Origin of the sequence: Streptomyces inusitatus (assembly GCF_014651115.1) — a bacterium.
In the GTDB taxonomy this organism is placed as follows: Bacteria; Actinomycetota; Actinomycetes; order Streptomycetales; family Streptomycetaceae; genus Streptomyces; species Streptomyces amakusaensis.
Window position 1 is genome coordinate 202,233 of sequence record NZ_BMWG01000002.1, and the last position, 19,327, is coordinate 221,559.

Annotated in this window: 18 protein-coding genes and 1 riboswitch; of the genes, 5 read left to right on the forward strand and 13 right to left on the reverse strand. The window is 72.4% G+C overall.

The window, feature by feature from the left end; translation table 11 throughout:
• Window positions 1-5: 5 nt before the first annotated feature.
• A complete protein-coding gene (locus IE247_RS04715; RefSeq protein WP_190121605.1) occupies window positions 6-257 on the reverse strand; it encodes an SCO4848 family membrane protein in 252 nt (83 codons plus the stop codon).
• 130 nt (window positions 258-387) lie between these two features.
• On the opposite strand from IE247_RS04715, the gene IE247_RS04720 reads away from it, so the two are divergent.
• Window positions 388-1,686 carry a D-alanyl-D-alanine carboxypeptidase family protein gene (locus tag IE247_RS04720; RefSeq protein ID WP_373305521.1) on the forward strand — a complete coding sequence of 433 codons (1,299 nt, stop codon included), beginning with the start codon at window positions 388-390 and terminating at the stop codon, window positions 1,684-1,686.
• A gap of 2 nt (window positions 1,687-1,688) precedes the next feature.
• Here the strand turns inward: IE247_RS04720 and IE247_RS04725 are convergent, their stop codons facing one another.
• The 3 genes from IE247_RS04725 to IE247_RS04735 are packed head-to-tail and all read right to left on the reverse strand — an operon-like array spanning window position 1,689 to window position 4,355.
• On the reverse strand, window positions 1,689-2,627 hold the full coding sequence (locus IE247_RS04725; RefSeq protein ID WP_190121607.1) for a YihY/virulence factor BrkB family protein: 939 nt from the start codon (window positions 2,625-2,627) through the stop codon (window positions 1,689-1,691).
• A 28-nt stretch (window positions 2,628-2,655) separates the two neighbouring features.
• A complete protein-coding gene (locus IE247_RS04730; protein WP_190121608.1) occupies window positions 2,656-3,618 on the reverse strand; it encodes a decaprenyl-phosphate phosphoribosyltransferase in 963 nt (320 codons plus the stop codon).
• Window positions 3,615-4,355 carry a phosphatase PAP2 family protein gene (locus IE247_RS04735; protein ID WP_190121609.1) on the reverse strand — a complete coding sequence of 247 codons (741 nt, stop codon included), beginning with the start codon at window positions 4,353-4,355 and terminating at the stop codon, window positions 3,615-3,617. The genes IE247_RS04730 and IE247_RS04735 overlap by 4 nt, the downstream gene beginning before the upstream one ends.
• Window positions 4,356-4,521: 166 nt before the next feature.
• Here IE247_RS04735 and dprE1 point away from each other — a divergent pair, with 166 nt between their 5' ends.
• Both dprE1 and dprE2 read left to right on the forward strand, forming a co-directional pair.
• Window positions 4,522-5,910, forward strand: a complete 1,389-nt coding sequence (gene dprE1, locus IE247_RS04740) for a decaprenylphosphoryl-beta-D-ribose oxidase (protein ID WP_190121610.1) — start codon at window positions 4,522-4,524, stop codon at window positions 5,908-5,910.
• 35 nt (window positions 5,911-5,945) lie between these two features.
• A complete protein-coding gene (gene dprE2 / locus IE247_RS04745) occupies window positions 5,946-6,701 on the forward strand; it encodes a decaprenylphospho-beta-D-erythro-pentofuranosid-2-ulose 2-reductase (protein WP_190121611.1) in 756 nt (251 codons plus the stop codon).
• A 13-nt stretch (window positions 6,702-6,714) separates the two neighbouring features.
• On the opposite strand, the gene IE247_RS04750 is transcribed toward dprE2, so the two are convergent.
• From IE247_RS04750 to glyA, 3 genes are all read right to left on the reverse strand, one after another.
• Window positions 6,715-7,305 carry a 2'-5' RNA ligase family protein gene (locus IE247_RS04750; protein ID WP_190121612.1) on the reverse strand — a complete coding sequence of 197 codons (591 nt, stop codon included), beginning with the start codon at window positions 7,303-7,305 and terminating at the stop codon, window positions 6,715-6,717.
• 174 nt (window positions 7,306-7,479) lie between these two features.
• Complete coding sequence (trpS, locus tag IE247_RS04755) at window positions 7,480-8,520, reverse strand: tryptophan--tRNA ligase (RefSeq protein WP_190121613.1); 1,041 nt, start codon at window positions 8,518-8,520, stop codon at window positions 7,480-7,482.
• Between the two features lie 66 nt (window positions 8,521-8,586).
• Window positions 8,587-9,852, reverse strand: coding sequence for a serine hydroxymethyltransferase (gene glyA, locus IE247_RS04760; RefSeq protein WP_190121614.1), 1,266 nt, complete (start codon window positions 9,850-9,852; stop codon window positions 8,587-8,589).
• 88 nt (window positions 9,853-9,940) lie between these two features.
• Window positions 9,941-10,030: riboswitch (ZMP/ZTP riboswitch) on the reverse strand.
• 136 nt (window positions 10,031-10,166) lie between these two features.
• On the opposite strand from glyA, the gene rocD reads away from it, so the two are divergent.
• Window positions 10,167-11,375 (forward strand): ornithine--oxo-acid transaminase, encoded by a 1,209-nt coding sequence (gene rocD, locus IE247_RS04765; protein WP_229868658.1) that lies wholly within the window; start codon window positions 10,167-10,169, stop codon window positions 11,373-11,375.
• Between the two features lie 49 nt (window positions 11,376-11,424).
• Here the strand turns inward: rocD and IE247_RS04770 are convergent, their stop codons facing one another.
• Both IE247_RS04770 and IE247_RS04775 read right to left on the reverse strand, forming a co-directional pair.
• Window positions 11,425-12,609, reverse strand: a complete 1,185-nt coding sequence (locus IE247_RS04770) for a glutathionylspermidine synthase family protein (RefSeq protein WP_190121616.1) — start codon at window positions 12,607-12,609, stop codon at window positions 11,425-11,427.
• A gap of 28 nt (window positions 12,610-12,637) precedes the next feature.
• Window positions 12,638-12,913, reverse strand: a complete 276-nt coding sequence (locus tag IE247_RS04775; RefSeq protein ID WP_190121617.1) for a hypothetical protein — start codon at window positions 12,911-12,913, stop codon at window positions 12,638-12,640.
• 327 nt (window positions 12,914-13,240) lie between these two features.
• Here IE247_RS04775 and IE247_RS04780 point away from each other — a divergent pair, with 327 nt between their 5' ends.
• Window positions 13,241-14,713 carry an FG-GAP-like repeat-containing protein gene (locus IE247_RS04780; protein WP_190121618.1) on the forward strand — a complete coding sequence of 491 codons (1,473 nt, stop codon included), beginning with the start codon at window positions 13,241-13,243 and terminating at the stop codon, window positions 14,711-14,713.
• Between the two features lie 17 nt (window positions 14,714-14,730).
• On the opposite strand, the gene IE247_RS04785 is transcribed toward IE247_RS04780, so the two are convergent.
• From IE247_RS04785 to IE247_RS04800, 4 genes are all read right to left on the reverse strand, one after another.
• Window positions 14,731-15,297 (reverse strand): chloramphenicol phosphotransferase CPT family protein, encoded by a 567-nt coding sequence (locus IE247_RS04785; protein ID WP_190121619.1) that lies wholly within the window; start codon window positions 15,295-15,297, stop codon window positions 14,731-14,733.
• A gap of 90 nt (window positions 15,298-15,387) precedes the next feature.
• The gene (locus tag IE247_RS04790; RefSeq protein WP_190121620.1) at window positions 15,388-16,374 is read right to left on the reverse strand and encodes a DUF5954 family protein; all 987 of its coding nucleotides are present in this window, start codon (window positions 16,372-16,374) and stop codon (window positions 15,388-15,390) included.
• Between the two features lie 230 nt (window positions 16,375-16,604).
• Window positions 16,605-17,594, reverse strand: a complete 990-nt coding sequence (locus tag IE247_RS04795; protein ID WP_190121621.1) for a malate dehydrogenase — start codon at window positions 17,592-17,594, stop codon at window positions 16,605-16,607.
• 292 nt (window positions 17,595-17,886) lie between these two features.
• On the reverse strand, window positions 17,887-18,966 hold the full coding sequence (locus tag IE247_RS04800; RefSeq protein ID WP_190121622.1) for a helix-turn-helix domain-containing protein: 1,080 nt from the start codon (window positions 18,964-18,966) through the stop codon (window positions 17,887-17,889).
• Window positions 18,967-19,327: the final 361 nt, after the last annotated feature.

A 19,327-nucleotide genomic window follows, 5' to 3' on the forward strand; every position in this document is an offset into this window, starting at 1 on the left:
CTCCCCTATTCTTCGCGTTCTTCGCGCCGCGAGGCGCGAACCGCACGCAACCCGATGACTCCGACGGCCGTCCCCAGAATCAGGGACGTGATGGCGAGCACCAGGTGGACCCAGAAGTAACCCGTCGGGTCGCCCGCGCCGTCGAACGCGAGCCCGCTGCCGTCCTGCCAGAGGTTTTTGACGAAAGTGACCCAGATGAACCAGCTCCACACCCCGAAGGCGAGCAGGAACCAGGACGCGGGGCGGCTGAGCTTCATACACCCAGTATCGGGGGCGTTCCCCGGGCTGGCCGCGCCGGGTGGGCTGTCCCGGCGGTCTTCACGGCGCGCCATGAACCCGATAAGCATATTTTCTGTTTTCCCCTGTACTTTCACACCCGTGTCCGCCCTGAAGAAGACCGTGAAGAAGTCGGTGCTGACGATCGCCGCCGCCTCGCTTCTCCCCCTCCTCCTCGTCGCTCCCGCCGCCGCGGACTCCCACGACGACAAGCCGAAGGGCAAGTCCAAGAGCGCCTCGAAGAAGCAGCCGAACCCCCCGGCGGCGATGTCCACCATCGGCGGCTCACTGCTCGGCAGAGCGGGCACCCAAGTCACTCTCGGGAAGGGCGCGCCGGTGCTCCCCAAGGGGCTGAGCGGGCGGTCCTGGATCGTCGCGGACGCGGAGAACGGCGATGTCCTCGCCGCGCACAACGCGCACTGGCGGCTGCCCCCGGCGTCCACGCTCAAGATGCTCTTCGCCGACACCCTGCTGCCGAAGCTGCCCAAGGCGACCACCCACAAGGTCTCCGCCGAGGAGCTGGAGGACGTCGGCCCCGGCAGCAGCCTGGTCGGGGTCAAGGAGGACCTCAGCTACTCGGTCCACGATCTCTGGCTCGGCGTCTTCCTGCGCTCCGGCAATGACGCCGTCCATGTGCTGTCGGCGATGAACGGCGGCTTCGACAAGACCGTCCAGGACATGCAGGCGCACGCCGAGGAGTTGCAGGCGCTCGACACCCAGGTGGTGTCGCCCGACGGCTACGACGCGGCGGGGCAGGTCTCCTCCGCGTACGACCTGACGCTGATCGCCCGCAGCGGGATGCAGAAGAAGGACTTCCGCGAGTACGCCTCCACCGTCAGCGCCGACTTCCCCGGCGAGATGGACGGCAGGAAGCGGGAGACCTTCGAGATCCAGAACACCAACCGGCTGCTGACCGGCGACTACGGGATCGCCCCGTACAAGGGGGTCGCCGGGGTGAAGAACGGCAATACGACGCATGCCGGGGCGACCTTCACCGGGGTGGCCGAGCGGAACGGCAAGGTCCTTCTCGTCACCGTCATGAACCCGGACTCGGGCGAGAGCAACGCCGTCTACAAGGAGACGGCGGAGCTGTTCGACTGGGGCTTCGCGGCCTCGGGGAAGGTCACCCCGGTGGGTGAGCTGGTGGCTCCCAGGTCCGCGCCCGTCAAGGACGTCGGCAAGGCCGGTCCGGCCAAGAACGAGCACGGCGTCGGGGACACCGCCGGGAACGGGAACGGAACGGGGAACGGAACGGGGACCGGGAACGCGGCGGATCAGGTCGCCTCGGCGGGGCGGAAGGAGACCTCCGGAGGGATGGGGACGGCGCTGGCGATCGCGGGCGGGGCGCTGATCGCGCTGGCGGCGGCCGTGTTCGTGGTCAACCGCCGCTGGCCCTCCCCGCGCGGCTGAGGTCAGGGAGCGCCGGGGGTCCGCTCGGCGGCTCCGCCGTTCTCGCCGGTCGCCTTCGCTGTGTCCGTCGCTGTGTCCGTCGCCGTGTCCGTCGCCGTGTCCGTCGCCGTCCAGGCCGCGCAGTACAGCAGCAGCTTCGCGGTCAGATTGATCCACAGCAGCAGGGCGACCGGCACCCCGAACGCCCCGTACAGACTCTTCGACGCGACCCCCTGCATATAGCCGCTGAGCAGCAGCTTCAGCAGCTCGAATCCGACCGCGCCGAGCAGCGCGGCCACCACCAGCCGGCGGCGCGGCGGATGCGTCCCGGGGAGCATGGTCAGCAGATAGAGCAGGATCAGGAAACCGGCGGCGACCGCGACGGAGATGGCGGCGGCCGACAGCAGCACCCCCTCGGCCCCGCCCTGCTCGATGCCGAGCCGCTCCGCGCCCCAGCCGACCGCCGAGGAGCCGAGCGCGGAGGCGGCGAGGGAGGCGAGCGCGGTCGCGCCGAGGCCGAGGAGCACGCCCGCGTCCTTGAGCTTGCGCAGAACCGGATTGCCCTCGTCCTTGTCGTCCAGCCCCCATACGGCCCGCAGACAGTCCCGCATCGAGCCGACCCAGCCGATCCCGGTCAGCAGCAGCAGCGCGCCCGCGACCAGCCCGACCGTACCCGCGTTGGCGACCAGCGAGCCGATGTCGAGCTGCTCGGAGATCCCCGGCACCTGGTCGGCGAGCCGGTCCTGGAGCCTGGTCAGCCCCTCCTCCCCCAGCAGCGCGGCCCAGACCGCCGCCGCGACGGTGATCAGCGGGAAGAGCGCGAGAAAACTGAGGAAGGTGATCGCGGCGGCGAGCCGGGTCCAGTGCGCCCGCTCCAGCGTCTCGTAGGAGCGCCAGATGTGCGTACGCGTCAGCCGGGCCGCCCAGGGGCCGATGAGCGGGAGCCGTGTCAACCAGTCCATGCCGTACGCCTACCCCCGGAGCCGCCGCTCACAGGCCCGCGACCGCCAAACCGTACATCGCGGCCCACACCAGACCGATGACGGCGAGCGCCCGGTCGCGCAGCACCACGTCCTCGGGCTCGCCCGCGGTGCCCCGGTCGGCGAAGACGGCGTACCGCAGCACCGCGAGGATGAAGGCGATCATCGAAAGCTGCCGCCAGGGCAGCAGCGCCCCGGCGTCGGCGGCGTCGCTCTCCAGCGCCCACAGACAGTAGGCGAGCACGGCGACCCCGGCCGCGAGCTGCCAGACGAACCGCAGATAGCCGGTGGTGTACTCGTTCAGCAGGGCCCTGGTCGCACCGCCGCCGCCCGCCATCTGGACGGCTTCGGAGTAGCGCTTGGCGGCGACCATGAAGAGCGCGCCGAAGCCGGTGGTGATCAGGAACCAGCGGGAGAGCGGGATGTCGAGCGCGACTCCGCCGATCATCGCCCGCATCAGAAACCCGGTGGTGACGACGGCCATGTCGACCACGAGGACATGTTTGAGCCAGAGGCAGTAGGCGATCTGCGTCGAGAGGTACGCGGTGAGCAGCGCCCCCGTCAGCGGGTTGCAGAGGGCCGCCGCCCCGGCCACCGCCGCCGTCGCGAGCAGCGCGGACGCCGCGTAGGCGACGGGTACGGGGACCTCACCGGCGGCGACGGGGCGGCGGCACTTCACGGGGTGGGCACGGTCGGCCTCGGCGTCGCGGGCGTCGTTGAGGAGGTAGACGGCGGCGGCGGCCGTGGTGAAGAGCAGGAAGACGGCGGCGAGCCGGGCGGCGTTGTGGAGGGAGTCCAGCTCTCCGGCGGCGGCGGGCGCGGCGAGCACCAGGGTGTTCTTGACCCACTGCCGGGGCCGGGCGGACCGGAGCAGCCCGCGGGGCAGGGCGCGTACGCCGGGGGTCGCGGCTCCGGGCACGCGCCCCCCGGGGTGCGGGGGGCGGCCCAGCAGGGCGGTGTCGCGCCCGCTCACTCCGCCCGCCCTCGGCCCCGGCCCCCGGTACGGCCCCGGCCCCGGCCCCCGGTCCAGCGCGAGCCGAGCCGGGCGGCGAGCCCGCCGAGCGCGGCGCCCGCCGCGACATCGCTCGGATAGTGGACGCCGACGACGAGCCGTGACACACACATGGCGGCGGCGAGCACGACCACCGCCGGTTCCGCCGCGGGGAGAAGCCCGCCGAAGACGACGGCCGCGGCGGCGGCGGAGGTCGCGTGCGAGCTGGGGAAGGAGTACGGCCCCGCCGTCCGCACCAACGGCCCGAGCGCCGCCCCGGGAGGGCGAGCGGCCCCGGACCCGCCCGGGGGCGCGGACGCGCTGCTGCGGCCGGGGCTCTGACGCACCGTCTCGGGGGCCCGGCCCCCCGCCCCGCCGAGGCCGCGGGGAACCCCGTGGGACACGGTGCCGGAGGCCGGGACGTCCTGGTGGTCCGGCACGGACACCCGCACCGGACTCGGGCGGGCGCGGCGGACGGTCCATTTGAGGCAGAGGCTGGCCAGGTGGGCCGTGCCGATGAGGGCTGTGGCGCGGAGCCAGCGGCTTCGGCGGCGGCGGTCGGCGGCGGCCCCGGCGAGGCCGGCGGCGAGCCAGAGCGCGCCGTGCTCGCCGGCGTGGGAGAGCGCCCTGGCCGCCCCGGCGACCCCCGGCCGGCCGCCGCAGTCGCGCATCGCCGCGAGCAGCCTGCGGTCGGCCGCCGCGCAGTCGGCGTATCTCATTCGCCACCCCTTCTCCTGAGCCCGGCCCCCGCTCTCGGGGCGACTCTTCTGGGCGACCGGCCGACATTTCACGCCATTCTTTGATGACACTCGTTTAATCACCCATTTCGGCGAGTCCACCAGACACTCCAAAAATGTGGGCATACGCGGCTATACGGTCACATCCATGCCTGCCGAGAACCCCCTCCCCACCGATCTCCCCACCCCCGTCGACCCCTTCGTCCCCGTCAGCGGCTGGGGCCGCACCGCCACCACCACCGCCGCCGTGCTGCGCCCCCGCTCCCAAGACGAGGCCGCGGCGGCGGTACGCGACTGGGGCGTCCGGGGCGGAATCGCCCGGGGGCTCGGCCGGGCCTACGGCGACGCGGCGCAGAACGCGGGCGGCACGGTCCTCGACATGACGGCGCTGCGGCGGATCCACGCCGTCGACACCGAGGCGGGCACGGTCGTCTGCGACGCCGGGGTGAGCCTGCACCGGCTGATGGAAGTGCTGCTGCCGCTCGGCTGGTTCGTACCGGTGACGCCGGGGACCCGGCACGTCACCGTGGGCGGCGCGGTCGGCGCGGACATCCACGGAAAGAACCACCACGTCAGCGGGGCCTTCTCCCGCCATGTGGAGTCCGTGGAACTGCTCACCGCCGACGGCTCGGTGCACACCGCGCTCCCCGGCACCGATCTCTTCGACGCCACCACCGGCGGCATGGGACTGACCGGGGTGATCCTCTCCGCGAAGATCCGCCTCCACCGGGTGGAGACCTCGCTGATGTCCGTCGACACCGAACGCGCCACCGATCTCGACGACCTGATGGCCAGACTCGCCGCCACCGACCACCGCTACCGCTACTCGGTCGCCTGGATCGATCTGCTCGCGCGCGGCAGGGCGCTCGGCCGCTCGGTCCTCACCCGGGGGGAGCACGCCCCGCTGGACGCGCTGCCCGCGCGCGCCCGGCGCGATCCGCTCGCCTTCCGCCCCGGCAGACTGCCCGCGCCGCCCGCCTTCGTCCCGGCGGGACTCCTCACCCGCACCACGGTCGGTCTCTTCAACGAGTTCTGGTACCGCAGGGCCCCCCGCTCCCGGACCGGCCGGCTCCAGCGGATCCCGTCCTTCTTCCACCCGCTGGACGCCGTCCCGCACTGGAACCGGATCTACGGCCGCGACGGCTTCGTCCAGTACCAGTTCGTCGTCGGCCACGGCCAGGAGGAGACCCTGCGCCGGATCGTCCGGCGGATCGCCCGCCGCCGCTGCCCGTCCTTCCTCGCGGTCCTCAAACGGTTCGGCGAGGCCGACCCGGGATGGCTCTCCTTCCCGGTGCCCGGCTGGACCCTGGCGCTGGACATCCCCGCCGGGCTGAGCGGCCTCGGCGGCTTCCTCGACGAGCTGGACGAGGAGGTCGCGGGCGCGGGCGGCCGGGTCTATCTCGCCAAGGACTCCCGGCTGCGCCCGGAACTCCTCGCCGGGATGTACCCCCGGCTCGCGGACTTCCGCACCCTGCGGGCCCGGCTGGACCCGCGCGGAGTCTTCGCCTCCGACCTCTCCCGACGGCTCGGCCTGTGAGCCCCGCCCCCTCCCACGCATGTACAGGAGCAGTCATGAAGGACGCCTTCGGCACCCCGCAGTCCCTGCTCGTCCTCGGCGGCACATCGGAGATCGGCCTCGCCGTCGCCCGCCGGCTGATCGCCCGCCGCGCCCGCACCGTCTGGCTGGCCGGACGCCCCTGCCCCGAACTCGAAGCCGCCGCCGAGGGGCTGCGCGCGCTCGGCGCGGACGTCCGTACGGTCGCCTTCGACGCGCTGGAGACCGCCGCGCACGAGGAGAGTCTCGGCAAGGTCTTCACCGAGGGCGACATCGACATGGTGCTGCTCGCCTTCGGCGTCCTGGGCGACCAGGCGAACGACGAGGGCGACCCGCCGGCGGCGGTGCGGGTCGCGCAGACCAACTACACGGGCGCGGTGTCGGCCGGGCTGATCTGCGCGGCGGCGCTCCAGAACCAGGGGCACGGCTCCCTGGTGGTGCTCTCCTCGGTCGCGGGCGAGCGGGCCCGGCGCGCCAACTTCATCTACGGATCGAGCAAGGCCGGACTCGACGCCTTCGCCCAGGGGCTGGGGGACGCGCTGTACGGGACGGGGGTCCATGTGATGGTCGTACGGCCGGGATTCGTCCGTACCCGGATGACGGCGGGGCGGCCCGCCGCGCCGCTGGCCACCACCCCCGAGGCGGTCGCCGCCGCCGTGGAGCTGGGGCTGCGCCGCCGCTCGGAGACGGTGTGGGTGCCGGGGACGCTGCGGATCGCGATGACGGCCCTGCGGCATGTGCCGCGCCCGCTGTTCCGCCGGCTTCCCGTCTGAAGTCGGGAGGGGATCAGGAGGAGAAGGGCGCGGAGGCGGGCTCGTCGGCCGGCGAGCCCTGCGGGGGCACGGCGGTGCCCCCGTCGCCGAAGGCGTACGAGTTCAGCTTCCGCCAGACGCTGTCCGCGCCCTGCTCGTACAGCGAGAAGGAGGCACAGGTCCAGGCCGCCTCGAAGTCGGCCAGTTCCTCGTACGCCCGGTCCATGGCCTCCTCGGCGATGCCGTGGGCGACGGTGACATGCGGGTGGTACGAGAACTGGAGCTCGCGCACCAGCGGGCCCGAGGCGTCCCGGACCCGCTTCTGGAGCCAGGAGCAGGCCGCCGCGCCCTCGGCGATCCGCACGAAGACGACCGGGGAGAGCGGCCGGAAGGTCCCCGTACCGCTGAGCCGCATGGGGAACGGCCGCACCGCCCGCGCGACCTCGGTGAGATGCGCCTCGACGGCCGGGAGCAGCGCGGGGTCGGCCTCGGTGGGCGGCAGCAGGGTCACATGGGTGGGGATGCCGTGCGCGGCGGGATCCCCGAAGCCCGCGCGCGCCTCCTGGAGGAAGCTGCCGTAGGGCTCCGGGACCGCGATCGAGACGCCGAGCGTGACGGTCCCCACGTCGTTCTCCTTCACACTTCGGTCGGGCGGTGCACCCGTCGGGCGGGACCCCCGCCGGAGCGGGAGTCGTACAGCCGCCAGTGTGGCGGCTGTACGGCGTGTGTGGCCAGAGGCGTTGGACACAGCGCCGGGGGGCCGGCAGGCCCCATACTGAAAGGCTCGGTCAGTGCTCGGTCAGTGCTTGGCCGGGAGCAGGCCCACCCTGTCGTACGCCGTGGCCAGCGTCTCGGCGGCCACCGCGCGGGCCTTCTCGGCGCCCTTGGCGAGCACCGAGTCGAGCGTCTCGGGGTCGTCCAGATACTCCTGCGTACGGGCGCGGAACGGCGTGACGAACTCCACCATCACCTCGGCGAGGTCGGTCTTGAGCGCGCCGTACATCTTGCCCTCGTACTCCCGCTCCAGCTCGGCGACGGAGGTGCCGGTGAGGGTGGAGTAGATGGTCAGGAGGTTGCTGACGCCGGGCTTCTCGACCGGGTCGAAGCGGATGACGGTGTCGGTGTCGGTGACCGCGCTCTTGACCTTCTTCCCGGTCGTCTTCGGCTCGTCCAGCAGGTTGATCAGGCCCTTGGGCGTGGAGGCCGACTTGCTCATCTTGATCGCCGGGTCCTGGAGGTCGTAGATCTTCGCGACCTCCTTGACGATGTGCGCCGCGGGCACGTTGAACGTGTCGCCGAAGCGGGTGTTGAAGCGCTCGGCGAGATCGCGGGTCAGCTCGATGTGCTGGCGCTGGTCCTCGCCGACCGGCACGGTGTCGGCCTGGTAGAGCAGGATGTCCGCGACCTGGAGGATCGGGTACGTGAAGAGCCCGACGGTGGCGCGGTCGGCCCCCTGCTTGGCCGACTTGTCCTTGAACTGGGTCATCCGCGAGGCCTCGCCGAATCCGGCGATGCAGTTCATCACCCAGCCGAGCTGCGCGTGCTCGGGCACATGGCTCTGGACGAAGAGGGTGCAGCGGTCGGGGTCGAGCCCGGCGGCGAGGAGCTGGGCGGCGGCGAGGCGGGTGTTGGCCCGGAGCTGGGCCGGCTCCTGCGGCACGGTCATCGCGTGCAGGTCCACGACCATGTAGAACGCGTCGTGGGTCTCCTGGAGCGCCACGTACTGACGGATCGCTCCGAGGTAGTTCCCGAGGTGGAACGAGCCTGCGGTGGGCTGGATGCCGGACAGCGCCCGGGGGCGGGGGTGCTGGGCGGAGCCATGCTGACGGTCTTGGGCCATGCCGGTCATTCTCTCAGGTACCCGGCCGGGCCCGGACACCCTGCCGGGCCCCGGCCGGGCGGGGGATCAGCCGGGCAGCCCGGGAGCGGGGTATGCGGCCATCAGTTCGGCGACCTCCCGGCGGATCGCGGCCAGCGCGTCCTCGTCGCCCGCGCCCGCCGCGCGCACGCCCCGGTCGATCCAGTCGGCGACGGCGGGCATGTGCTCCACGCCGAGGCCGCGCGAGGTCAGGGCGGGGGTGCCGATGCGGATGCCGGAGGGGTCGAAGGGCTTTCTGGCGTCGTAGGGGACGGTGTTGTAATTCACGACGACGCCCGCCCGGTCCAGGCCCTTGGCGGCGATCTTGCCGGGGACCTCCTTGGGGGTGAGGTCCATGAGGATCAGATGGTTGTCGGTGCCGCCGGAGACCAGGTCGAAGCCCCGCTCCAGCAGGGCTTCGGCCAGCGCCCGGGCGTTGGCGACGACCGCGTGGGCGTAGCTCCGGAAGGAGGGCTGGGCGGCCTCGTGGAGGGCGACCGCGATGGCGGCGGTGGTCTGGTTGTGCGGGCCGCCCTGGAGTCCGGGGAAGACGGCCTTGTCGAGGGCCTTGGCGTGTGTCTCGCGGGACATCAGCATCGCGCCGCGCGGGCCGCGCAGGGTCTTGTGGGTGGTTGTGGAGATCACATCGGCGTGCGGCACGGGCGAGGGGTGCGCGCCTCCGGCGATCAGTCCGGCGATGTGGGCGACGTCGGCGACGAGGATCGCGCCGGCCTCCCGGGCGATCTCCGCGAAGGCGGCGAAGTCGATGGTCCGGGGCACGGCGGTGCCGCCACAGAAGATGATCTTCGGGCGTTCCTTGAGGGCCAGCTCGCGGACCTCGTCGAAGTCGACCAGGCCGGTGTCCCGGCGTACCCCGTAGCGCACCCCCCGGAACCAGGTGCCGGTGGCGGAGACGCCCCAGCCGTGGGTGAGGTGGCCGCCCATGGGCAGCGACATGCCCATCACGGTGTCGCCGGGCTCGGCGAAGGCGAGATAGACGGCGAGGTTGGCCGGGGAGCCGGAGTACGGCTGCACATTGGCGTGCTCGACGCCGAAGAGGTCCTTGGCGCGGGCGACGGCGAGCCGCTCGACCTGGTCGATGTTCTGCTGGCCCTCGTAGTAGCGGCGGCCGGGGTAGCCCTCGCTGTACTTGTTCTGGAGCACGGTCCCGGCGGCCTCCAGCACGGCGCGGGAGACGTAGTTCTCGCTGGCGATCAGCCGGAGCGTCTCGGCCTGGAGCCGCTCCTCGGCTCCGACGAGCGCGGCGAGTTCCGGGTCGGCGGCGGCGAGGGCGGGGTGGGGAAGGGTGCTCATGGCGTGTCCTCCGGGTCGTGGTGACGACCGGTTCCCCGGGGCGGCTCGGACGGACGGTCCTCCGGCGGCCCCGGGGGTGACCGGGTTGCCGGGACACCCAGGCGGGCGGTGTCTCGTCTGCTCCTGAGGGCACGGCTCCACCGCGGTCATTCCGCGTACGCCAGTCGCCGTGCTCACCGTCCACCCTAATGCCGACGGTGGACGGCAAGGTTTCCGTGTCCGTATGGCGAGCGACGATAGAAACAGGGGCGCGTGCTGACAAGATCGGCCCGCCCCACGCCGGATGCCCCTGTATCTACCTGATCGGAGATCCCGTGTCCGCATCTGAGAGCGCCATCGCCGCGGCCGAGGCCCACAGCGCGCACAACTACCACCCGCTCCCCGTGGTCGTCGCCACGGCGGAGGGCTCGTGGGTGACCGATGTCGAGGGGCGGCGCTTCCTCGATCTGCTCGCGGGCTACTCGGCCCTCAACTTCGGCCACCGCAACCCCCGGCTGATCGAAGCGGCCAGGGCGCAGCTCGACCGGGTCACCCTCACCTCGCGCGCCTTCCACCACGACCGGTTCGCCGATTTCTGTACGGAGCTGGCGGAGCTGTGCGGCATGGAGTCGGTGCTGCCGATGAACACCGGCGCGGAGGCGGTGGAGACGGCGGTGAAGACCGCCCGCAAGTGGGGGTACCGGGTCAAGGGGGTCCCCGAGGGCATGGCCAAGATCGTCGTCGCGGCGAACAACTTCCACGGCCGTACGACGACGGTGATCAGCTTCTCGACCGACCCGGAGGCGCGGGCGGACTTCGGCCCGTACACCCCGGGGTTCCAGATCGTGCCGTACGGGGATCTCACCGCGATGAGCGCGGCGATGACGGCGGAGAACACCGTGGCCGTGCTGCTGGAGCCGATCCAGGGCGAGGCGGGGGTGCTGGTGCCGCCGGAGGGGTATCTGGCGGGGGTGCGCCGGCTCGCCAGTGAGCGGAATGTGCTGTTCATCGCCGATGAGATCCAGTCGGGCCTGGGCCGTACCGGCCGGACCTTCGCCTGTGAGCACGAGGGCGTGGTGCCGGACATGTATCTGCTGGGCAAGGCGCTGGGCGGCGGGGTCGTGCCGGTGTCGGCGGTGGTCTCCTCGCGGGAGGTGCTCGGGGTGTTCAGGCCCGGGGAGCACGGCTCGACCTTCGGCGGCAATCCGCTGGCCTGCGCGGTGGCGCTGGAGGTGATCGCGATGCTGAGGAGCGGTGAGCACCAGCGGCGCGCGGCCGAGCTGGGCGAGCATCTTCACCATGAGCTGAGCCTGCTCACGGGAGCGGGAGCGGTGCGGGCGGTGCGCGGGCGGGGGCTGTGGGCGGGGGTGGACGTGGATCCGGCCCGGGGCACCGGCCGGGAGATCTCCGAGAAGCTGATGGACCGGGGGGTGCTGGTCAAGGACACCCATGGCTCGACCATCCGGATCGCGCCGCCGCTGGTGATCTCCAAGGAGGATCTCGACTGGGGGCTCGACCAGCTGCGCGCGGTCCTGGCGGGCTGAGCGGGCCGGGGGCCGGGGGCCGGTCCGGGCAGTGGGCCCGGACCGGGTCTCAGAGGATGACGTGCGGCAGGAAGCGGGCGTACTCGTCGGTGATCAGTCCGGAGGACTCGCGGATGCCGAGGCCCGCCGCCTCGTCCTCGACCACCCACGCCCCGAGCACCACCCGATTGCCGTCGAAGTCGGGCAGCGGGGCCAGCTCCTGGTAGCAGCAGGGCTCGTCGCGCAGGACGGGGGCGTGGCCGGGCTCGTGGACGGTGACGCCCGCGCCCTCGCGGCCGAGGAGCGGCTTGGCGACATAGCCACGGCGCCCGGCGGCGAGTTCGCGGGGCCCGTCGAGATAGGCCGGGAGCAGATTGGGGTGGCCCGGGTACAGCTCCCAGAGGATGGCGAGCAGCGCCTTGTTGGAGAGGAGCATCTTCCAGGCGGGCTCTATCCAGCAGGTGGTGCCGGTGCCGCCGCCGTTGTCCAGGGTGTCCAGGACGTGCGGGCCGAAGCGGTCGGTGGTCAGCCACTCCCAGGGGTAGAGCTTGAAGCAGGAGCGGATGAACCGGAGCTTCTCGTCGACGAACCGCCCGGAGAGCCGGTCCCAGCCGATCCGCTCCACCGACAGCGCCTCGGTGTCGATCCCGGCCTGCTGGGCGGTCTCGCGCAGATAGGCGACGGTCATCAGGTCCTCGCCGAGTTCGTCGCCGTCGGAGTGGACGAAGTGCAGGGGGCCCGGCGGGAGCAGCGGGGCCTGCCGCCGCCAGGCGGCGACGAGGCGTTCATGGAGCGAGTTCCACTGGTCCGCGCCGGGGAATCGTTCCTCCATCCAGAACCACTGGGGGCTGGCGGCCTCCACCAGCGAGGTGGGGGTGTCGGCGTTGTACTCCAGCATCTTGGCCGGGCCGGTGCCGTCGTACCGCAGATCGAACCGGCCGTAGACGGAGGGCAGCTCGGCGCGCCGCCGCCAGGACTCGGCGATCAGCCGGGCGAGCCTCGGGTCGGTGATGCCGAGGTCGGCGAAGCGGTCCCGCGCCACGATGTGCGCGGCGGCGGCCAGGCACATGGCGTGGAGTTCGTCGACGACCTCCTCCAGCGCCTCGACCTCGGGCAGCGAGAACTCGTAGTAGGCGCTCTCGTCCCAGTACGGGCGGAGCGAGCCGTCCGGGTGGCGGGTGAGGGGGTAGACGCAGCCCTGTTCCTCCACGGTCCGCTGCCAGTCGGGCCGGGGTTCGATGGTGTGACGTCGCATCGGCGCTCGTTTCGGTGCTCGTTCCGGGTCAGCCGCCGCCGGAGCCGGAGCAGCCGAAGCCGTCCCGCTCGACCGCGCTCTTGTCGAAGCTGCCGCCCCAGACGGTGCCGCCCTCGATCTTGCCGCCGTAGTAGTGGTCGCCCTTGCCGTCGTAGGTGTCGCACTCGTAGCTCGGCAGATGTTCGAGGTTCGCCCGGTCCGCGCACCGCTTGTCCGGTTCGGACCCGCAGGAGGTGATCGTGAGCGCCAGTAGGCCCATCCCGCCGAGCACCACGGTGCTCGACCTCAGTCTGCGTCGCGCCATCGGCCGGCCGCCCCCGTTCGAAAATCACGCTGTCGTGGAAAGGTGCTGAAACGCCGACAGACTAGTGGCCAGGCCGTCGGCTCCGCCTCCTGGCCCCCTTCACACCCTTCGAACACTCCACGCTCACAGGTGTTCCGGCGGTTCCACCGCGGCGGGCCCCCGGGCCGGTCCGGGCGGGGCGGCGGGGGGCGGACGTGAGGTGAGAGGTGCGGGAGGAGGGGCAACCCTTCGGGAACCTCGTGGGTCAAGCTGATGCGTGTTCCGTCCCCGGACGGGCCGCGCGCCAGCCCCCCCGCCCGTCACGACGCTCACCAATGAGGCCCGCTCATGAACTCACGCCGTGTGTCCCGTGGTCTGAAACTGGTCGCGCTCGCGGCCGCAGGCTCCCTGGCCGCCCCGGTGGCGTTCGCCGTCTCCGGCACGGCCCCCGCCGAGCAGGCCGCGGCCGTGGCCACCGCCGGGCGGCCGGCGGGCCCGACGGAGGACTTCAACGGCGACGGCTATCAGGATCTCGCGGTCGCCGCGCCCCTGGGGACCGTCGACGGCAAGAAACGGGCGGGCTATGTCTCGGTGCTGTACGGCTCGAAGTCGGGCCTGCGGATCGAGAGCAAGCAGATCATCCATCAGGACACCCCCGGGATACCGGGAAGCACCGGGGCGGGCGACTCCTACGGCACGGCGCTCGCCGCGGCCGATCTGAACGGGGACCCGTACGCGGATCTCGTGGTCGGCTCCCCCCACGAGGACGCCAACGCGGACGGCACCCTCTCGGTGATCTGGGGCGGCCCCGACGGGCTCGCGGGCGGGGCGATCCTGCTGGACGGCTCGGAGCGGCGCTCCGGCAGCCACATCGTGACCGGCGACTTCGACGGCGACGGCGGCCCCGACGTGGTCACCACCGGGCACGGGGACGAACTCTGGCTGCTCTCCGGGCCCTTCGCCCGGGACGGCTCCCCCAGCCGCACCTCCCGGGTCCCCAGCCGGCGGGACGAGGAGCTGGTGGAGCTGGCGGCGGGCGATGTGAACCGCGACGGGATCACCGACATCGCCGGGCTCCAGGGGTACGGCGAGGCGACCACCCCCGACCTCATGTACTGGAAGGGCACGGCCCAGGGCCTCGCATCCCCCGCGTACGTCAACGGCTTCGGCCGCACCAGTGTCCGCGGCGACAGCCTCGACGTCGGGGATGTGAACGGGGACGGCTTCGAGGACATCGTCGTCGGCCACACCGAGGCGTACACGTACGAGCCGGCCATCCCCACCGGCGGCAAGATCACCTATGTGCCGGGCTCCGCCGCGGGCCCGGCCGGGACCCGGGCCCGCGACTTCCACCAGGACGGCCCCGGGATGCCGGGCGGCGCGGGGCCCCTGGACCGGTTCGGCACGGCGGTCTCCATCGGCGATGTCGACGGGGACGGCTACGGGGACGTCGTGGTCGGCGCGGAGGGCAAGGACGCCCCGGACCAGGAGGGTTCGGGGGCCGTGCTCACCCTGCGCGGCACCGGGAGCGGGCCGACCGGCAAGGGCGCCAAAACCTTCTTCCAGGGGAACGCGGGGGTGCCCGGCACCGCCGAGGAGGACGACCGGTTCGGCTCCGCCACCAAGCTGATCGACTCCAACGGCGACGGGACGCCGGAGCTGGCCGCCACCGCCCAGGGCGAGAACGAACTCAACGGCGCGGTCTGGGTCTTCACCTCGACGGCCGACGGGGTCAGTCCGGACGGGGCCCTCGTGTACGGCCCCAAGACGCTGGGCACGGTGGGGACGAACGGCCGGTTCGGCACCGCGTTCACCGGCTGAGGCGCCCCCTCGCGCGCTCAGCCCGCGGCCGTCGCGGCCTTCGCGGCGTCGTGCCTCAGCCGGGTGAAAGCGGTGGGCCGGGGCAGCAGCGGCAGGGTCTCGGCGATCCGCCGCGCGCACTCGGCGGGCGTGGCCGCACCGGTGTCGCACTCGATGTCGTACACCCCGTGCGCGTGCACGTGATCGAACTGCCGGGCGGCCAGGCCTTCGAGCCGGTCCCCACGCGCCCGTTCGCGCCGCTCCACCTCCTCCAGCGGGCAGCGGACGCCGACCAGGACGACATCCTCGGGGACGAAGAGCTCCAGGCAGTCGGCCAGCCGCCACGGCTGGCTCAGCACATGGTCCACCACGATGTTGTTGCCCGCCGCCGCCATCCCCGCGACCGCCCGGTGAAAACCCATCCAGGTGCGCTTGAGCAGCTCATCCACCTGCTCGGGCGGGTACTCCCGCCGGGTGCGCATCGCGTGGAACGCGTCCACCGGCAGATGGAAGTACGGCTCGTCCAGGATCATCAGCAGCTCCTGGGCGATGCTCGACTTGCCGGAACTGGACGTCCCGTTCAGAAAGATGATCCGTCCGCTCACTCCGGACACCCCCGCCTCTCCCGACACACTCCGCGTACAGGAAAAGTACCTGTCGAGCGGTGGGGAGGCACGGAGGTTTCGGCCGGGGCCTCAGCCGGGAGGCGTCTCACGGGCGGCCCGGACGGCCGGCGGCGGGTCCGGGTCGTCGTCCGAGGGGCGCGGCGGCTCGGGGCCGTCCGGACCCACGCGTACCGACTGCTCGACACGGATCACCCGGAAACGGTGGCCGAGTACGGCGATCCCCGTGCCGCGCTCGGCGTCGAGCCGGTCGGCGGCCTCCGCGTACGCCCGTCGCTCCTCCCCGGTCAGCCGCTCGGTGGCCGGCAGGAACACCCGGAAGTGCAGGGCGAGCGTGTCCCGGGCGTCCTGCGGCGAGGAGCAGGAGGTGGTGTGCGGCCGCCAGTGGCCCTCGTCCCACTCCGCCACGGCGAACTCCGCCGGGAGCAGCACCGCGCCCGGGTGCGTCTCCAGGGCCGCCCTGGCGTCCAGATACACCTCCTCGGGGGCGGTGCCCCGCGCGATCACGAACTTCGAGAGGTCGTGGCGGAGGAGCCCGTCCGAGAGACCGGTGTCCGTGTACGGGTCGATCACAAAGCCCTTGGTCCGGGCCGGCACCTTGTACGCCTCGCCCGGCCAGCCGCGCGCCGGGTCGGGGTCGGAGGGCCGGGGCGGCTCCGGGCCGTCCGGGCCCATCCTGATGAACTGCTCGACCCGCACCACCCGGTGGCGGCGGCCGAGCACCCTCAGCTCGTCGAGGGCCACCCGGTCGAGCTTCTCCGCCGCGGCCAGCGCCCGGGCCTTCCGCTTTCCCTCGCTCCCGCTCGCCGTCAGACGGAAGTGGGAGCCGAGCGCGTCGCGTGCGCACTGCGGGGTGGGCCCGCCGAGACCGAGGATCTCCCAGCCGCCGTGGTCCAGTTCCCGGGTGTGGTGGAAGACCGGCGGGCCCATGCCCAGGATCTCCGGATACCGCTCGCGCGCCCGCCACGCCTCCTCCTCCGCGAGGGCGGCGACCGGCCCGGGCCGGGCCGTGACCCTGAAGGTCAGATAAGCGGGCGCTCCCTCACCGTGCTCATTCATGTACTCAATGTGCTCGGCCCGGTGTGGTTCGATGCCTCGGTTTTCGAAATGGGAGGAGGTGTGAGGGCGCTGGGGAGAAGACGCGGAGGGAGGGGCGTGAACGCACTCCGCCCCCGGGCGCCGGAGCGGCCGGGGGCGGAAAGGGCTGTGAGGCGCACGACCCGGATCGGACTCGGATCAGACCGGGTCAGACTCGGATCAGGCTCAGGTCGGCCCGGATCAGGCTCGGATCAGAGGAGACCGAGGGCGCGCACCGCGTCGCGCTCCTCCGCCAGCTCGCGCACCGAGGCGTCGATGCGGGCGCGGGAGAACTCGTTGATGTCCAGGCCCTGGACGATCTCGTACCGGCCGTCCTTCGCGGTCACCGGGAAGGAGGAGATCAGACCCTCCGGGACGCCGTAGGAGCCGTCCGAGGGGATGCCCATGGAGGTCCAGTCGCCCTCGGCGGTGCCGTTGACCCAGGTGTGGACGTGGTCGATCGCCGCGTTCGCCGCGGAGGCGGCCGAGGACGCGCCGCGGGCCTCGATGATGGCCGCGCCGCGCTTGGCGACGGTCGGGATGAAGGTGTCCGCCAGCCAGGCCTCGTCGTCGACCAGCTCGGCCGCGTTCTTGCCCGCGATCTCCGCGTGGAAGATGTCGGGGTACTGGGTCGCCGAGTGGTTGCCCCAGATCGTCAGGCGCTTGATGTCGGAGACGGTGGTGCCCGTCTTCGCGGCGAGCTGCGACAGGGCGCGGTTGTGGTCCAGGCGGGTCATCGCGGTGAAGCGCTCGGCCGGCACGTCCGGGGCGGCGGCCTGGGCGATCAGGGCGTTGGTGTTGGCCGGGTTGCCGACGACGAGCACCTTGACGTCGTCCGCCGCGTGGTCGTTGATGGCCTTGCCCTGCGGCTTGAAGATGCCGCCGTTGGCCTCCAGCAGATCGCCGCGCTCCATGCCCTTGGTGCGGGGGCGGGCGCCGACGAGGAGGGCCACGTTGGCGCCGTCGAAGGCGACGTTGGGGTCGTCGGTGATGTCGATGCCGCGCAGCAGCGGGAAGGCGCAGTCGTCGAGCTCCATGGCGGTGCCCTGGGCGGCGCCCAGCGCCGGGGTGATCTCAAGAAGGCGCAGCTTGACCGGTACGTCCGGTCCGAGCAGGTGGCCCGAGGCGATGCGGAAGAGCAGCGCGTAACCGATCTGGCCGGCCGCGCCGGTCACGGTGACGTTGACGGGAGTGCGGGTCATGGCGATCTCCGTAAGACAGCTGGCGGTGGGGGTCCCTGCCCCGGGTCCGGGACGCCCCTTCCCACCCTTCACGAATGCCCGGGATTCCGGATCACGGATTCCCGGGACGACTCTCAAGACGAATGACGAATCTTGATGTGAAGAGACATCCAGCGGTCAGGCTATCCGACCTTGCCGACCGGTGGCCGACGGCCCCTTGTGGCACGGCTCACGCCGCCGCGCGCGACGTCGGCGCAGGGGCGCGGGCCCGGGCGCGGGCCCCGCCCGGGGCCGAACCGGCCGCGCGGGCCGCTCACTCGTCCGTGCAGCCCTTGACGCCGGTGGCCTTCAGCGTGCCGCAGGCCGTCGCCTTCGCTCCGTCGGCGACCGCCGTCATGGGGGTGAAGGCGTCGTTGTCGGCGTTCACCAGCCCGTCCTGACGGCCCTTGCCGCCGACGCTGATCTCCACCGTGTCGCCGGGGGCGGCCTCGGTGATGCGCGCCCAGGAGGCCTTGCAGACCTCGCTGTGGCGGACCTCGATCTTCGCCCCGCCCACGGTCGCGGTGGCGACGGTCTTCGCGAACTCGCCGCCGCAGCCCATCGCCTGCGGGTCCTCGCCCGCGCACTTCTCTCCGACGCACTTCACCCCGTCGGGCGGCGCGGAGGCGTCGGCGGACGCGATGGGCGACGGCTTGGCGACCGGCCTGGTCTTCTCGGGCTCGCCGCCGAGGTCGGCCAGCAGGACCGCGGCGGCGACCACGGCCAGCGCGACCACCGCTCCGGCCACAAAGACGACGATCTTCCGCTTGCCGCCCGCGGGGCCCGAACGGCTGCCGCCGCCGGGCCCGGAGCGACGGCCGCTCCCCGGTCCGGCCGCGCGGTGCCTGCTCTGCCCGGCGGAGCGGCCGTACCCCCCGGCCGGGCCCACGACCTGCTCCAGCTGATCCTTGTACGGGGGCCAGGCGGCCGTCGGGGCCGCCGCGTCGGGGGATGCCGTACGGCTCTTCCCCCGGCCGCCGCCCGGTCCGGCTCCGGCGCCGGGCGCGGCCGATTCGTACTCTCCCAGGGCCGCTCGGGCCTGGGATATCCGTATCTGCTCCATGGTCCGGTCGTGGCGTGCCTCGGCGCGGCTCCAGGCCCGCTCCGCCAGCTCCCACATGGTGGTGAGGTGGACCGGGCTGGTGCCCGTCACCTCGGCCAGCGCGATGATCGCGCCCTTGGGGGCGAGGATCCGCCCGTTGAGGTAGCGCTCCCAGGACGTCTTGCTGTAGCCGGTGTGATCCGACACCGCCGCGATGCTGAGCCCGCTCCGGTCGACGAGCCGACGCAACTGCTCGGCGAACTCACGGACTTCCGGATCCAACTCCTCCGGAAGCGCCTTCCAACGAGCCATGGTCTAACCCCCTTGTCCCCCGAACGTAGGTACTGTGACCCGCGCTCAGCCGCCCTCGCACCGCCCTCATGCCGATAAGTCGGACAACCAGAGGAGATGTATGGGGTCAGGATGTCAGTTTCTGACACCGGCGTGCACGGGAGCACCCAGATGGTGTCCGCGCCCCTGAGTGCGCCCCATCACGGATGCCGCCACAGTGTCCCATCCACGACGCGGCGATCACACCGCGCCAATGTGGCCACTTTCGCACCACTGGTCACACCGGTCCCCATCGGACGGGGCGGATTCCCGACGACTCTGGATCACACGGGCGACGCCCGCGCTTCCTTCGGGGGAAGCGCGGGCGTCGCCGGGATGACCT